At 47.8% G+C, this 13,595-nt stretch carries 18 protein-coding genes; 5 read left to right on the top strand and 13 right to left on the bottom strand.

The features are described from left to right. Nucleotides 1–363: 363 nt before the first annotated feature. The 3 genes from HQN90_RS35740 to HQN90_RS35730 form a co-directional block, all read right to left on the bottom strand. Nucleotides 364–636 (bottom strand): helix-turn-helix transcriptional regulator, encoded by a 273-nt coding sequence (locus tag HQN90_RS35740; protein ID WP_173227609.1) that lies wholly within the window; start codon nucleotides 634–636, stop codon nucleotides 364–366. Between the two features lie 109 nt (nucleotides 637–745). Beyond that, on the bottom strand, nucleotides 746–1,387 hold the full coding sequence (locus HQN90_RS35735; RefSeq protein ID WP_173227608.1) for a thiamine diphosphokinase: 642 nt from the start codon (nucleotides 1,385–1,387) through the stop codon (nucleotides 746–748). Nucleotides 1,388–1,478: 91 nt separating this feature from the next. Then, complete coding sequence (locus HQN90_RS35730; protein ID WP_173227607.1) at nucleotides 1,479–1,712, bottom strand: hypothetical protein; 234 nt, start codon at nucleotides 1,710–1,712, stop codon at nucleotides 1,479–1,481. A 123-nt stretch (nucleotides 1,713–1,835) separates the two neighbouring features. Here HQN90_RS35730 and HQN90_RS35725 point away from each other — a divergent pair, with 123 nt between their 5' ends. Further along, complete coding sequence (locus HQN90_RS35725; RefSeq protein ID WP_173227606.1) at nucleotides 1,836–2,576, top strand: DUF554 domain-containing protein; 741 nt, start codon at nucleotides 1,836–1,838, stop codon at nucleotides 2,574–2,576. Nucleotides 2,577–2,582: 6 nt separating this feature from the next. Here the strand turns inward: HQN90_RS35725 and HQN90_RS35720 are convergent, their stop codons facing one another. Further along, nucleotides 2,583–3,284 carry a response regulator transcription factor gene (locus HQN90_RS35720; protein WP_173227605.1) on the bottom strand — a complete coding sequence of 234 codons (702 nt, stop codon included), beginning with the start codon at nucleotides 3,282–3,284 and terminating at the stop codon, nucleotides 2,583–2,585. A 342-nt stretch (nucleotides 3,285–3,626) separates the two neighbouring features. Between HQN90_RS35720 and HQN90_RS35715 the strand changes: the two genes are divergently transcribed. Both HQN90_RS35715 and HQN90_RS35710 read left to right on the top strand, forming a co-directional pair. Next, nucleotides 3,627–4,556, top strand: a complete 930-nt coding sequence (locus HQN90_RS35715; RefSeq protein ID WP_173227604.1) for a sensor domain-containing diguanylate cyclase — start codon at nucleotides 3,627–3,629, stop codon at nucleotides 4,554–4,556. A 134-nt stretch (nucleotides 4,557–4,690) separates the two neighbouring features. Beyond that, entirely contained in the window at nucleotides 4,691–6,331 is a 1,641-nt protein-coding gene (locus HQN90_RS35710) for an S-layer homology domain-containing protein (protein WP_173227603.1), read from the top strand. Between the two features lie 23 nt (nucleotides 6,332–6,354). Here HQN90_RS35710 and HQN90_RS35705 read toward each other — a convergent pair whose 3' ends face one another. From HQN90_RS35705 to HQN90_RS35685, 5 genes are all read right to left on the bottom strand, one after another. Then, nucleotides 6,355–6,864 (bottom strand): spore germination protein GerPE, encoded by a 510-nt coding sequence (locus HQN90_RS35705; RefSeq protein ID WP_173227602.1) that lies wholly within the window; start codon nucleotides 6,862–6,864, stop codon nucleotides 6,355–6,357. Between the two features lie 3 nt (nucleotides 6,865–6,867). After that, entirely contained in the window at nucleotides 6,868–7,050 is a 183-nt protein-coding gene (locus HQN90_RS35700; RefSeq protein ID WP_173227601.1) for a spore gernimation protein GerPD, read from the bottom strand. Nucleotides 7,051–7,052: 2 nt separating this feature from the next. Further along, nucleotides 7,053–7,772, bottom strand: a complete 720-nt coding sequence (gene gerPC / locus HQN90_RS35695) for a spore germination protein GerPC (protein WP_173227600.1) — start codon at nucleotides 7,770–7,772, stop codon at nucleotides 7,053–7,055. A 94-nt stretch (nucleotides 7,773–7,866) separates the two neighbouring features. Next, complete coding sequence (locus tag HQN90_RS35690) at nucleotides 7,867–8,076, bottom strand: spore germination protein GerPB (protein WP_173227599.1); 210 nt, start codon at nucleotides 8,074–8,076, stop codon at nucleotides 7,867–7,869. Between the two features lie 66 nt (nucleotides 8,077–8,142). Continuing rightward, the gene (locus HQN90_RS35685) at nucleotides 8,143–8,367 is read right to left on the bottom strand and encodes a spore germination protein (protein WP_173227598.1); all 225 of its coding nucleotides are present in this window, start codon (nucleotides 8,365–8,367) and stop codon (nucleotides 8,143–8,145) included. Nucleotides 8,368–8,505: 138 nt separating this feature from the next. Here HQN90_RS35685 and HQN90_RS35680 point away from each other — a divergent pair, with 138 nt between their 5' ends. Further along, nucleotides 8,506–8,964: a hypothetical protein gene (locus HQN90_RS35680; RefSeq protein ID WP_173227597.1), complete on the top strand. Its 459-nt coding sequence runs from the start codon at nucleotides 8,506–8,508 to the stop codon at nucleotides 8,962–8,964. Between the two features lie 70 nt (nucleotides 8,965–9,034). Here the strand turns inward: HQN90_RS35680 and HQN90_RS35675 are convergent, their stop codons facing one another. The 3 genes from HQN90_RS35675 to HQN90_RS35665 form a co-directional block, all read right to left on the bottom strand. Continuing rightward, nucleotides 9,035–9,547 (bottom strand): C40 family peptidase, encoded by a 513-nt coding sequence (locus HQN90_RS35675; protein WP_173227596.1) that lies wholly within the window; start codon nucleotides 9,545–9,547, stop codon nucleotides 9,035–9,037. A gap of 192 nt (nucleotides 9,548–9,739) precedes the next feature. After that, nucleotides 9,740–11,107, bottom strand: a complete 1,368-nt coding sequence (locus HQN90_RS35670; protein ID WP_173227595.1) for a sensor histidine kinase — start codon at nucleotides 11,105–11,107, stop codon at nucleotides 9,740–9,742. Further along, entirely contained in the window at nucleotides 11,104–11,868 is a 765-nt protein-coding gene (locus HQN90_RS35665) for a response regulator transcription factor (RefSeq protein WP_173227594.1), read from the bottom strand. Before HQN90_RS35665 ends, HQN90_RS35670 begins: the two co-directional genes overlap by 4 nt. Nucleotides 11,869–12,063: 195 nt before the next feature. On the opposite strand from HQN90_RS35665, the gene HQN90_RS35660 reads away from it, so the two are divergent. Then, nucleotides 12,064–12,387 carry a hypothetical protein gene (locus HQN90_RS35660; RefSeq protein WP_173227593.1) on the top strand — a complete coding sequence of 108 codons (324 nt, stop codon included), beginning with the start codon at nucleotides 12,064–12,066 and terminating at the stop codon, nucleotides 12,385–12,387. Nucleotides 12,388–12,475: 88 nt separating this feature from the next. On the opposite strand, the gene HQN90_RS35655 is transcribed toward HQN90_RS35660, so the two are convergent. Continuing rightward, nucleotides 12,476–13,441, bottom strand: coding sequence for an aldolase catalytic domain-containing protein (locus tag HQN90_RS35655; RefSeq protein WP_079410917.1), 966 nt, complete (start codon nucleotides 13,439–13,441; stop codon nucleotides 12,476–12,478). Nucleotides 13,442–13,595 lie beyond the last annotated feature (154 nt).

Raw genomic sequence — 13,595 nt, 5'->3', positions numbered from 1 at the left:
AACAAAGAGTGAGGCGAATGGACGAGGAATGCCTTTTTGCAGCTAAAAAGTTTGCGTTTTAGCTGTGGAGAGGATGGGTGGGGGTTTGTTGAGGAGTTGTTCGACGGTCTCGAAAAAGCAGCCTCAACGCGCGAAGAAGGCTGCATCCCCGCGAAAGCACGCTGAGCCTGCCAAAAAGGAGGCTATCTCCAAAGGTCTAAAAAGACCTAAGAGTAGAAGCCATAAACAAAGGAGCTAAGCAGTTACAAGCTGCTCAGCTCCTTTTTCAATTAATTATTATCTTTTCCAACGGTGAATCTGTTGCCGATCAACAACAATAGTTACTTTTGGGACAGCCTGTTTTGATGTGGAGAGAGAGCCGGCCTAGACCGAGTTGCAAATGATGGTAGCTAGCAGCTTACGCATGGATCGGGTCCCAGCTTTAACCATAATTTTATCGATATGTACTTTGACGGTTTTCTCGCTAATGTTACAGTGGTCAGCGATTTCTTTGTTGCTGTAGCCGTTCATTGCGATTAGGCCAATGATTTCGGATTCACGATTGGTGAGTTGATGGATAGCGGCGAATTGGGTAATGACCGAATGTACTCCTTTATGGTGAATGATTCGGACGGAATTCTCTTGGACATGCGGCATGCTTGAACGACCTCAATATCTGTATATAAAATGTAAGACATATAACGTTCATTGTAGCAGAGTTATTCCCTATTTCATCCAATTGATTTGTCGAATTTGAAAATTTTTCTCAATCTTTGCTTTGAATGACGAGCAATAAGCCAGTTTCAAGCTCAATCATGCCCTGCGATGCTGCAAGAACATTACTGATCCCTAAGGATTGTCCGATTTGGAGAGTGGCGTTATGAAGCGGATATTGAAAGCCATGCAACGTGATGCCGGTCACTTCCATACTAAGCGGAAGCAGGGATATATGCGTATAGTTCCCCCTCGCGATGGAGGTGGATTGCTGGATGACGATGATTTGATTATTGGCATCAACGATGGCGCATGAAATTCCTTGCTCCAATCCTTTGCGAAGCAAATGGACGTTGGCTAATGAATGATCGAATCGAGTGCCTATCGCGCCTAGCAACGTAATGTGAGCAGGCTGCTGCGCCAAGGCCCAGTTAAAAGCCATTTCGGTATCTGTTAAATCCTTGAAAATGGGGTCGCAGTCCACGAAAGTGTGGCTGGACGCGCGAATTAATTCAAGCTCATCCTTGGTGACGGAGTCGAAATCGCCCATCGCGATATCGGGTTTGTAGCCATGTTGAATTAAGTATAAAGCGCCCCGATCGGAGCCTACGAGGATATCATCCGATTGAATGTCTCCGAGAGCCCAATCTCCCAAAGTGCCTCCTGTGACAATGATGATTCGTTTTCCGTTCATACCTATTTCCCCCAGCCGCTTAATTTCATCCCTCTAGTATACCATATAGAGGCAAAAAACCGAGCTGCATCCCTCACAGCCCGGTTCATCATTAAGTTCGTGTATCTACACGTTTGCGCAGTGGATTAAGCTCCGTTTGGTCATGATCAATCTCCGCTTCACTCGCGAAGCCCTGCAATTCCCAAGTCGTTCGGCCCAAGACGAGATCAGCGGGAAACTCGTCGCCACGCTTCAGTGTAACCTCTTGTCCTGCTTCATTGGCATAAATGCCATCAGTTTCCACTGTATCACCTGTCATGGGTTCCATGGATTTGTCTTTCGACATGCCGTATTCCTCCTTTCCTGTTGCTAATCCATACCATTTCCAATGAGGGAGGAAATTATGAGCAGATTCATGTAGAATGAAAAGGTTGTCACAGATTGGCCAGACAGAAAGGAAATGAAACGAATGGCTTTATGGGGGACGATTGTGAATGCAATCGCCATTATCATTGGGGGCTTATTAGGCATGATGCTGCCCCGCATCTCGGAGGGCATAAAAAACACAGTTATGCAGGGCTTGGGGCTCGCAATAACTGTGCTTGGTATTACTATGGCTTTAAAGTCGAACCAAATTGTACTCATCATTATGAGTGTAGTGATAGGCGGCATTCTTGGTGAGCTTCTCCGCATTGAATATAGGCTGGAGCAATTGGGCGACTGGCTGCAGTCTGCTCTGCGCAAAGGCGATTCATCGACCGCTCCTGGGAGCAGGATTTCAGAAGGTTTCGTGACGTGTACCCTGATTTATTGCATAGGGGCGATGGCGATTCTAGGTCCACTTGATGGCGGACTTCGCCATAATCATGATATTTTGTATACGAAGTCGCTGCTGGACGGCTTCTTGTCGATTATTTTCGCATCGACCCTAGGCGTAGGTGTTGTTTTCTCAGCCGGTTCGGTGTTCCTTATGCAGGGAGCTATCGCACTTAGTGCAACCTTGATTGCCATGGCTTTCAGTCAAGCATCCTTGGATGCGATGATCGTCCAAATTACAGCGGTTGGCGGCATTCTGGTTATTGGTGTAGGCATGAACATTTTGCAAATTAAGAAAATCAATGTCGCGAATATGCTGCCAGCTTTGGTGATCGCTGCGATAGCCGTTCCCTTGCAGCAGTACTTCACGTCATGGTTCAGCCGATTCTTCTAGATGTTTCTAAAGGCTAGCGCCGTTAAATTTATAGCCAACTCCGCGAACCGTAATAATGTAGCGAGGCTCCGCTGGATTCGTTTCTATCTTCTTCCGCAAGTTGCTGATATGTACGATAAGGGTGCGTGGGTCGCCCATGCTGTCCAGGCTCCATATAAGTTCAAAGAGCTGCTCGATTTTGTATACGCGGTTCGGCGTTTTGGCCATCAGGGAAAGCAGGTCGAACTCTTTGGCTGATAGGGAGATACTTTGTCCATTCACACGGACGATATGACTGACGAGATCGATTTCGAGGCCAGGGAATTTGACCAGCTGCGGATCGTCCTGATGCTGCTCGCGAATCGAGTTGCGGCGCAAATGTGCTTTGACTCTCGCGACAAGCTGACTTGGACTAAAGGGCTTCGTCAAATAGTCATCGCCGCCCATGCTAAGTCCGAGAATAATATCAATGTCCTCGCTTTTGCAAGAGATGAATAGAATAGGTGTATTGTTCGTTTTGCGGAGCTGGCGGCACACTTCGATACCATCCAGTCCTGGCAAAAGGATATCCAGAATAATTAAATCGGGTCTGTGTTCTTTCACGATGGCGAAGACATCATGTCCATTATTGGCACTGATGACCTTGTACCCTTCTCTAGCTAAATATAGTTGAATCAACTGGACGATTTCTTGCTCGTCATCAACGATTAAAATTGTTTCTCCTGCCATAAAATGAATCCTCCTCAGTCACGGAACGGCTCTGTTGAGAGAAAATGGTGTCCCCATTCTCAGCGGTTACCTTCATTATAGAACGATTCTCCCGGAAAACTCTATCCATTTATTTACAAACTGACAGAAATAGTGTAGTTCTTGCTTGGAAGTAGGTACTTTGCCCTGTTGGTAAATATCGAATGTTGGCGAATATTGTCGTAAAATACAAAAAAGTGCAGAAAACATCAAATATTAGACAGGAATTGACTTAAAGTTAATGTGATCTTTATAAAAAATTTATGTTCTCATGCTAAGCTACCTAAGTCTCTATGCAGAAATCAAGAGGGGGCGACGAAAGACATGAGTCAAAAGACTGATTTGGACCTTGCTACACTTTCATGGTTTCAGAACAATGCATTCGTACGCCAATTCATTGAGCAAGCCTGGGATTACTTCTGCACGTTTGATGTTCATGGGAATTTGACATACGCATCCAAAAGCTTTGGTCAAGTAGTCGGTTTCATTCCTAAAGATTTTCAACAAATAGTAGACTTCATTGATTCCGAATATCGAATGGATTTATATAAAATGTTCATCAAAGCACTGCAGACTTACCGCAGCAACAAGCTCGAATTTCGTGCGAAAAGTGCCAAAGAGGAATGCATCTGGTTAGAATGCACAGCGATTCCGATTAAGAATGAGCAGGGGGAATTAGCTGAAATTTCGTTTGTTCTTCATGATATTACACTGCGCAAAAACGAGGAAAGCCGACTTGTGGCCATGGCCTTTCATGATCCTTTGACAGGTTTGCCAAACCGGCGGTTGTTCAAGGATCATCTGCAACAGATGCTTGTCCAGTCCAAACAGACGAATCGGGCGTTTGCTCTTTTATATTTGGATATCGATGATTTTAAAATCGTTAATGATACGATGGGCCATGATGTCGGGGACGCGTTCTTGCAAGAATTCGCACAGCGGATTCAGGGCTGTCTTCGTGAGGTGGACATGTTCGCCCGCATGGGCGGCGATGAGTTCACGATTATTCTGCCAACTGTCGATTGCGAGGAGCATGTAAGCAGTGTGGCCGAGCGAATCATTCAATGCGTGGAGCAGCCATGGAAAGTACACGGACGGATTTTCCGATCAACGGTCAGCATGGGAATTACGATGTGCCACTCCGGTGTGGCGGATGCAGCTACCCTGTTGAAAGAAGTGGATATTGCGCTGTACCAAGTGAAGGGGAAAGGCCGCAATCATTATCAATTTTTCCGCCCAATCAAAGATAAATAAGAAGACCGCTAGTAGGAGCAAATGGCTCTGGCTAGCGGTTTTTTCGTATTCTCCAATATTTACACCTAGCACATTTCTTGCCTTTCTAAGATGATAGAAGAAGCGGAAACCGATCAGATAAGGGGAGATGAGGGATGAAAACCACCAAGAGACTATGGCGGAAATGTTTGATGATACTAGGGACGACTGGGTTATTGATCGCTGCTGCGAACTCCGAAACCTCCGTTACACAAGCTCAGGCAAGCTCGGCACAGGGTGCCTTTGCCATGTCCTATCTATACTTTGGCAATTCAAGCTCCTATACGTCCCAAGTGGACAAAAGCGGTCAAACCTTAGATGAGGTTTCACCCAGCTATTTTCATATTAAAGCAGATGGCAGTTTGCTAATAGACGATTCCTTTCAAGCTTCTTTTGTCACGGATATGCACCAAAGAGGGAAAAAGGTTGTTCCTTTTCTGAGTAATGATTTTGATCAGGCACTTGGGGAAAAAGCGATTGATAATCGGGAGAATTTGGCCAATCAAATCGTGCAAGCGATTCAAACGAATCAATTGGATGGTATTAATCTGGATATCGAGAATGTTGGCGCGGACTTTCGGGATAAATACACGGATTTCGTTAAACTGCTGCGCGATAAACTTCCGAGTACGAAAGAAGTTTCCGTCGCGGTTGCGGCGAATCCGACAGGAGCCACCACGAGCTGGATTGCTTTATATGACTATAAGGCCTTAGCTGCGGTGAGCGATTATTTGATGGTCATGGCTTATGATGAAAGCTTCCCAGGAGATCCGACTCCGGGGCCTGTCGCTAGCTTGCCCTTTGTTGAGAAATCCATTCAATATGCGATCAAGCAGGCGCCGGCGAATAAAATTGTACTCGGTCTTCCCTTCTACGGAAGGTACTGGAATCAAGATCCAGCGGCAGATGGCGCAGGCTTGTCAGCCCAGACGATCACGAAGCTGGTGAATGCGTATCAGGGAACGGTACGGTATGATACCGCAAGCCAGTCGCCTGTAGCGACTTTTTCGATTGGCCCTACGGATCCCGCTTACAGCATCAATGGCAAAAACCTGGATATCGGCGACTACACCGTTTGGTTTGAAAACGAACAGTCGCTCAAGGCAAAGTTAAAGCTGGTCAGCAAATATAAGCTGAAAGGGACTGGCAGCTGGAGTCTCAATCAGGAAACCTCAGATACCTGGGATTACTACAGTCTGTGGGCGGACGGTTTCTACTTCACCGATATGCAGAAGCACTGGGCCCAAGCCGACGTGCTTGCCGCGGCGAACCGCGGCTGGATGCTTGGCACAGCCGCAGACCGGTTCGCGCCCGACGCGGCGCTTACCAGAGCCGAAGCCGCGACGATTATCGTGCGCGTGCTGGGCTTGACTGGCGAGGCGCCGTCAGGCAGCGCCTCGTTCCGTGATGTGCCTGCCACCCACTGGGCGTGGCAGTCGATTCAGCTCGCGAAGCAGAACGGGCTGATCCAAGGGATCAGCGACGATCGCTTCGCGCCGGATCAGATCATGACGCGGGAGCAGATGAGTGTGCTGCTCTCCCGCGCTTTGCACTTAACTTCGCAGTCCGGCGGAGCTACGGCGAAGGTCTTCTCTGACGTGCCAGCGGGAAGCTGGTCGGCAGAGGCCATTGCTGCGATGAGCAGCTATGGCCTTGTCGACGGCTACGCGAGCGGCACGTTCCGCCCCAGCGCGTCGCTGACGCGCGCGGAGATGGCGGCGCTGCTCAGCCGCGCCCAGCCGCTGCTCACGAAGTGAGCCGGCAGCAAACGACCCCTCGCTTAAACAAGCGGGGGGTCGTTTGCTGTTTGGTCATGCCGAGTGTTAGCTAGAGGGACAAGCGGCGATTTGAGGAAATCCTGGAAGTTGCCGATGCCGTCCACGGAGCCCAGTTTGACGAAGGTTGTTTGTTCTTTCGGCCCAGGTTTGTCAGTGACGAACTGCCGGATGTTTTTGATTCTGGTTTCAGCGCTTGTGATGCGGTTGGAGCCGATCTGGAGCACAGCGGAGGAGGATATGCCTAGAATGCGGATGCCCTTCACTCGAATGAAAGAGCCTAAGTTATCCACACACATTGTGAAAGGCTCTGGAGGCTGAGGGATCGGGAAGGGTCTCTGGAAAAGAGGATGAGCAGCGAAGCTGCCCTCGTTCCCATAATAAAAAGGGACTTCGCGCTGCAGCGCGAAGACTCTGGTTTGAAGCACGGTACTCACGTTATCTCCGACATGCATGACGCTGCTTGAAGATAAATCATTGATGTAGACGTAACCGACGATGGATAATCGGGCCATCGCTCATCGCTCCGAGGCTGTAGGGATGAATGGAGAGATAATCACGGATTCTGGCGGTGTGTCGAACATAGAAGACAAGGAAACCACTTCTGTATCCCCAATGAGAAAAATGGAAGAACTGGATACCCCGATAATGCGTACATCTCCGACAAAAAGCTGTTTGTTTTCCACATTCAAGTTAAACATCGCTATCCCTCTTTCCTCGGCAGGCTTGATATGTAGCTCTCAATTGCACTAAGTATGTCTTGTTTGGTTCTCTCTGTGATGCTCGTCGTTACAGCTTCCATGGGCTCTTTGAACCCGACACCGCGGTATTGGTTGACATAATGCTGAATGCGGGTGTCAAGTTGCTTGCGAATATCTTCGATAATGAGGTCTTTGTAGTCCTCATCCAGCACGTACTTATATTTATTCTCTATATTTTGCATATCTGCCTGAAGACCAAATTGCAAATAATGCTCAATCCCGCTCGATACCTCCTGCTGAATGCCAAAAGACGGATTTCCTTGCTTCTGTCCTTCAGCTTGCCCTTGTCTTACGCCTTGCCCTTGCCAAGTGCTTTGTCCCTGCCCACTCCCCATCTCCTGCCCCGGAGTCTGGGCAAATACGTTCGCCTCAGTCCCTGCATCTTTGCCCATTGGCGAGCCGTTCACGGTGAAGTCTTCAATATTGTCCAGCGCGCTTGGACTGATGCCGATTGTCAGCGTTCCATCCAGCTTTTCGACTTTAAGCTGATCGAAATTATACTCGATTTTATCAATATGGAAGCGTTTCTGGTCCTTCATGGCCGTTAAGTCTGTTTGTAGCTTGGCTACGGTTTCCTCAAGCTTGTCGATGCGCTGCTTCTGCATTTCAATATAGGCGGAGAGCTGCTGGGCCCATTGCTGCCATGTAATAGAGTTATGCATCTAGGATAGGCACCTCCTTCCGGTTTCCATAAGGGAACCTTGATCTGCAAACAAAGCAAATTTGTGTGCCTCCCAGCGGCGACTACAGGCGAGATTAAGTTGGAGGAGGCAGAGGTACAAGAGAAACTGGATTCGTTGTAGATGTTCCAAGCTGTGGCGTAGGTTCTACAAAGCCGCCTGTATTATATAGATTAGACAACGAGCGGATAGAGCCAGCGGTGCCAATTTGCAGAACGGAGGAGTTGGAGACAGAGTCCACTTTCAAATGCTGAATCATAATTGTCTGGTGAATATACCAGTTCATTGGTCATGAACACCTCGCTCTACTTCGCCTAATTCCCGGATAGAAGTTCCTAACAGAACATTTATCCTAGATAATCAATCCACTGGCATTGTTTTCGATAAGGTCGGAATCGTTGGTGACGGTGGTGCTATAAGCATTATAGACGCGCGGGAAGTCTCCGGTATTGAATGAGCCTGCTCCAGCGAATGTTTTGGAGGAGCTGGTTGGCGCGATGATGAAGGAGTCGCCGAAGTGGACGACGGAACTGGGTCCCACGCTGATGATTTTGACATTCCCTACGATTGAAGGCATAGTCGATCTCCCTTGTTTCTGTCAGTCTTATCACACTCCAGTATATGTGGGTATTCGCCCAGAGGTGCCCTGTTTTTCAGTGGGGTATCACATCAGGGTGTAGGCACATATACTGCTAGGGAAAATGAGGTGATGGGCTTGAGCGGGTTTAATCGCCATCCTTGGCTGAAGTGGGAGCAGGTTGAGAAGTTCCTTGGGCAGAAGCTGCCTTTTGGTGAAAATGGGCAGACCTTTCTAGATAATATGACGTGGGTTGAGGGATATGTACAGGACATGCTGAAAAAAGCGATGCCGGGTGTTGATTCTGGCATTTCTGCTCATAACGCCGCCGGAGCGGAAATCTTTGAGACGCATGAACACGTCATCATCAAAGTGAAGATTGCCAAAGATGAAGATCCACGAGCGCTTCAAGTGTATGTCAAATCGAATCAGATCAAGCTAACCGGCTTTCTAAGCGGCAAGAACCAGATTGTGAAGCTTCCGACCTTAGTCATGCCTAGAACGGCTAGAGTAAGCTACAAGCAGCGTCTGCTTCAGATCAGGGTGCGCAAACGAGGACTGAAAGAGAATTATGTTGAGGCGTATATTCGTTATTAGGAGAACAATCGCGATGGATTAAACAACGAATAACCCTCAAGCCGGATGGCTGAGGGTTATCTCTGTTATTCTATAGCACGCGGCGAGCGGTCATGTAACGGGATGACCAAGTTCCGCTTTGAATGTTGGTGATGCGTACGCCGCCTGCACCATACGTTTGCAGCAGGTTGCCATTGCCCATGTAGATGGCGACGTGGTTAATCACGCCAGGCTTGCCTGGAATCGAGAAGAAAACGAGATCCCCTGCACGAAGGTTGCTTCTGGACACGTAGCTGCCTACTTTGGCTTGCTGCTTAGAGGTCCGCGGCAAGCTAACGCCAATCCGCTGGAACACATATTGCGTAAAGGAAGAACAGTCAAAGGTCCGTGTTTGACCTGCTTTTGCGCCGAATTGATAAGGTCGCCCTAAGTAGTTTTTACCGATCGAAATCACTTGATTCGCACGAGAAGTTGCTGTAATAGCTGCATCTGCTGTCGCCGCCTCTGCTTGATGGGGCGAACTGACGATTCCTGTTGAAAGTCCTATGGAAACGGTCAAAGCCGCTACGACTAGTTTCTTGTGCCATGTTTGTTGATTTTTCATCTGGTTTGCCTCCTTAGTGTTTATCGCCATTCACAAGAAAGTTTTATGGACTGACTTGTGTGTGGTCGTTCACTAAACCCAGTATACCAAATGAAATTTCGCCTATTATTTACCTTGCAACCTTGATTCCCTTGCTGTCACAGGGGTTCTTAGGGTTTCTGAGAAAATGATGGGAATCTCATTATAATGTTTTCATTGACAGGTTTGTGGGAGCGTAATCAATGCCATTGTTCCATGGCCCAAACGGCTTTGGAGTGCTATTTGCCCCCCATGCTGCTGGACGATATGATGGGCGATAGCTAGTCCAAGGCCGGCTCCGCCCTGTTTGCGATTCCTCGCTTTATCCGTCCGATAGAAACGGTCAAAGAGGTGAGGCAGCTCGTTTTCGGCTATGCCAATGCCTTGATCCGTGACCTTGATTTCAACCCATTTGTTGTCCTTGAGGTCTACGCTAAGCTCAACCCTTTCCTGGCTGTACTTGAGCGCATTATCCACCAAAATGATGATCAGCTGCCTGATCTTATGCGGATCCCCCGTCATAAGAAGCTCTTTTAAGCCTGCTGCGATTTGAACCTGAATCTCTCTGCCGGAGGTAAGCCTTAGCGAAGCTGCCGTTTGTTCTAGGATCGGAAGAAGATTGAAGGAGACGCTGTTCTCACAGTTTTCCTGCTCGATCTTGGTGAGGGAAAGCAGGTTCTGGGTAAGCATCTTCAGCTGTGCAGATTCGGAGATAATCGCTTCGAGAGCTTCCTCGCGTAATTTATCATCCCGGAACGCCCATCTTCGCAGCAGGCTGGCATAGCTCTCGATGATGGTGAGCGGCGTACGCAGCTCATGCGAGGCATCTGCGAGGAATTGCTCCTGCTTTTGAAACATGTCCTGCAATCGATCAATCATCCTGTTGAAAGTCGCTCCAAGCATCGTTAATTCATCATTGGTCCTCTTGGCGGGCATGCTGATATGCCGGAAAGAGCCGCTTTTTTCAATGTTTTGCATGGTAGTTACAAGCTGCTGGAGCGGACGAAAGAGCACATTCGTGTAGAAATAACCCCCAAGGAGAGCTAGAATCAGCGCACCGGTGGAAGTTAGTAAAAGTATGGATATGAGCATGCTCGAGTATTCGCCAAGCCTTCGCAAGTTTCGCCCAATTTCTAACGTAGCGACCTGATGCCCTTCTTGGTACACAGGCATTTGCACAAAGATAAAAATGCCGTCTGCTGCCGTTTCTAAAACAACGGTTTCTTTGTTTACATAACTTGCAGGGTAGCTAATGAGCTTCTCATCGGAATAAATTTGATGAACAATCTTCGAATCCGGAGCGATATATCGCAGCATCTCTTGCGGGATAAGGAGCTCATCCATCTGTGAGTTGTTCTGCCAGTACTCAGGATGGGTAGGCAAATCCTTCAGCAGCAAAGTTCGAGCCTTCTCTTTCAGCAGCTCCACCTCGCCTTTGGTTGTAACCCGAATGAACATGTAATAAACGAAGGTGAAGCTGAAAAAAAGGATCAGCATAAGTCCGGCGGAAACCGATAAAGTGATTTTGAGCTTAAGGCTCATATAGGCTTCTGCTCGTCTTTGGGGGGAGCGTCCCCAGCGGCTTCTTCGCTGTCTTTGTTCGAAGAGGAGGAGTCACACTTCAATAAATAGCCGACCCCTCGTATGGTCTGTATCAGCTTGCAGGAGAAGGGCTTGTCGACCTTTTGGCGCAAATAACGGATATACACATCAACTACGTTGGTATCGCCGACGAAATCGTATCCCCATACTTCCGAAATAATCTGTTCCCGTGACATGACTTCATCTTGATGCTGAATGAGGAAGCGCAGCAAATCAAACTCAGTAGGTGTTAATTCAATAGGGATGCCCTCGCGGACAACGGCTCTGCTTTTCAAATCCATGGTGAGATCATCGACTTTGAGCAAATGGGGCTGCTCGGCCGGCTGCTCTTGCAAACTTCTTTGCCGGAGCAAGCTGCGAATGCGGGCGAGCAGCTCAATCGTGGCGAAAGGCTTCGTAACATAGTCATTAGCCCCCTGGTCCAATCCGCTGACTCGATCCCTGACCGCATCGCGTGCCGTCAATAAAATAATAGGAATACTGGCATTCACCTGACGTATGCGGCGGAGCACCTCCAGACCGCTAAGCTCAGGCAGCATGACATCCAGCAGAATCAGCTCCCAGTCAGACCCATCCAAAGCGGTATTCAGTCCGGAACGCCCATCTGATCGGGTATGTACCTCATAGCCTTCATGCTCCAGCTCCAGTTGAAGCACGCGGGCGATTCGTTCCTCATCTTCGATTAGTAATATGCGGCTCATTGCGTTCGTCATCCCCGTTCGCTTGCTTTGACTTGCATTTGATCGTGCCGTTTACCATACTATTTTCAGATATGAGCAGAAATATCCCCAAGCCTAGAAGCGAGGAAGTATTTCAATAGCGTTCATATGCCTAGTCCGCGTTCGTCCTTCGTGACATAAAATAGCACAGAGAAGACTAATGAAGGAGTAGGACAGATGAGTATATCTCCGAAAAAGAAGGTGCGTATCAAAGCGAACGCCAAAGTCGTGATCCTCCTGCAAGATCATGATGCTATTGGCAGAGTCTATGTGGAGATTCAAGGTGACCTAAAATCGCGTGAGGTTATGGTTGAGGCGCTTAAACGCTTGGAAGATGGGTTGATTTACTCAGACGAAGATTGTACGGAGCTCATTGAGAGCGAATATATTGAGGTGTTCCGCAAAAAAAACTCATCTCGCCGTGATGAAGAGGAGTTTATCTTTCTCATTGATCGGGCTTATGCCGAAGATTATGTGGTATCTGCTAAGCTTATTAAATAACAGCAAAAAAACCCCTTATCGAACGCTCAAAGGGCTTCAGAAGCCTTCAGAACGGTCAATAAGGGGTTTAAGTTATCTAAGCGGCAAATTAGTCTTTGTTAATAGAAGGAGCTGTTTCCACGGAAGTCAAACGGTCATAGAAATCTACGAAGTTATTTCTCTCCTTGGAGTTCAACAATGCCATTGCCGTACGTGGATGCTCATCAAGCGCACCTACGATCATGTAAGGAATGAGGTAGCCCCAATCCCATTTTTGACGCATGGTGATCATGTGCTTCTCAATAATTTCGAGCACTGGACGAATGTCGTAACGTGCCCCTTTCAAGTAGCTAAGAAGCAGTTCTGTTGTACAGTTTCCTGCAGCGCGTCCCATCCCGTATACGGAAGAGTCCAAGAACGATACACCTTTTGCAGCACCGGCAATCGTGTTGGCGAAAGCAAGCTGCATGTTATTGTGCATATGCAAACCAAGCTCTTTCTCAGGTAGCAAACGTTGGAACTTCGTTACGAGGTAATCAATATCTTTGTGATCCATGCTGCCGTAAGAGTCTACAATGTAGACAACGTCAACTGGACTTTTGTTAATTTCTTCGAAAGCTTCAACCAGCTCATTTTCCATTACATGAGAAAGCGCCATAATGTTCAGGGACGTTTCGTAACCCATGTCATTGAACTTTTGGACAAGCTCGAGGCCTTTATCTACATCTTTGATGTAACAAGCAACGCGAATCAAGTCAAGCAAGCTGTCTTCACGAGGCAAAATGTCTTTCTCATCGACACGGCCGATATCTACGAGAGCAGACAGCTTTGTATCGGTTTTTTTGGTAATCACGTCACGCAAGAACTCTTCGTTCAAGAATCTCCATGGACCGGAAGCTCCGCCTTTCAGCAGCTTTTCCGAATTTTTGTAACCAATTTCCATATATTCCACGCCAGCTGCGCTTAAGCCGCGATACATGTCTTGGACAAACTCCACGCTAAAATCCCAATCGTTCACCAAACCGCCGTCCCGAATCGTGCAATCCAATATCTTGTGTTGATGATGCTTTACCATGCTCGTAGTGCCCCTTTCGACTGCTCATATCGCTTAAGATTTTGCTATATTATGACTTATGAATAGGCAGCTTGTCAATCTAACAGCCTTCACAAACGACAATAATCGTAGGAACATATGGTAATATATGAGAGAGAACTACTAGATTGCTTGA

The sequence above is a fragment of the Paenibacillus alba genome, from assembly GCF_013204855.1.
Taxonomy (GTDB): domain Bacteria; phylum Bacillota; class Bacilli; order Paenibacillales; family NBRC-103111; genus Paenibacillus_E; species Paenibacillus_E alba.
The sequence above is the reverse complement of the archived record's forward strand: the minus strand, read 5'-3'. Positions and strand labels throughout refer to the sequence as shown.

Coding starts and splice junctions, on each gene's coding strand:
- HQN90_RS35740 (WP_173227609.1), bottom strand. CDS start 636: ATGCCGCATGTCCAAGAGAATTCCGTCCGAATCATTCACCATAAAGGA.
- HQN90_RS35735 (WP_173227608.1), bottom strand. CDS start 1,387: ATGAACGGAAAACGAATCATCATTGTCACAGGAGGCACTTTGGGAGAT.
- HQN90_RS35730 (WP_173227607.1), bottom strand. CDS start 1,712: ATGTCGAAAGACAAATCCATGGAACCCATGACAGGTGATACAGTGGAA.
- HQN90_RS35725 (WP_173227606.1), top strand. CDS start 1,836: ATGGCTTTATGGGGGACGATTGTGAATGCAATCGCCATTATCATTGGG.
- HQN90_RS35720 (WP_173227605.1), bottom strand. CDS start 3,284: ATGGCAGGAGAAACAATTTTAATCGTTGATGACGAGCAAGAAATCGTC.
- HQN90_RS35715 (WP_173227604.1), top strand. CDS start 3,627: ATGAGTCAAAAGACTGATTTGGACCTTGCTACACTTTCATGGTTTCAG.
- HQN90_RS35710 (WP_173227603.1), top strand. CDS start 4,691: ATGAAAACCACCAAGAGACTATGGCGGAAATGTTTGATGATACTAGGG.
- HQN90_RS35705 (WP_173227602.1), bottom strand. CDS start 6,864: ATGGCCCGATTATCCATCGTCGGTTACGTCTACATCAATGATTTATCT.
- HQN90_RS35700 (WP_173227601.1), bottom strand. CDS start 7,050: ATGTTTAACTTGAATGTGGAAAACAAACAGCTTTTTGTCGGAGATGTA.
- gerPC (WP_173227600.1), bottom strand. CDS start 7,772: ATGCATAACTCTATTACATGGCAGCAATGGGCCCAGCAGCTCTCCGCC.
- HQN90_RS35690 (WP_173227599.1), bottom strand. CDS start 8,076: ATGAACTGGTATATTCACCAGACAATTATGATTCAGCATTTGAAAGTG.
- HQN90_RS35685 (WP_173227598.1), bottom strand. CDS start 8,367: ATGCCTTCAATCGTAGGGAATGTCAAAATCATCAGCGTGGGACCCAGT.
- HQN90_RS35675 (WP_173227596.1), bottom strand. CDS start 9,547: ATGAAAAATCAACAAACATGGCACAAGAAACTAGTCGTAGCGGCTTTG.
- HQN90_RS35670 (WP_173227595.1), bottom strand. CDS start 11,107: ATGAGCCTTAAGCTCAAAATCACTTTATCGGTTTCCGCCGGACTTATG.
- HQN90_RS35665 (WP_173227594.1), bottom strand. CDS start 11,868: ATGAGCCGCATATTACTAATCGAAGATGAGGAACGAATCGCCCGCGTG.
- HQN90_RS35660 (WP_173227593.1), top strand. CDS start 12,064: ATGAGTATATCTCCGAAAAAGAAGGTGCGTATCAAAGCGAACGCCAAA.
- HQN90_RS35655 (WP_079410917.1), bottom strand. CDS start 13,441: ATGGTAAAGCATCATCAACACAAGATATTGGATTGCACGATTCGGGAC.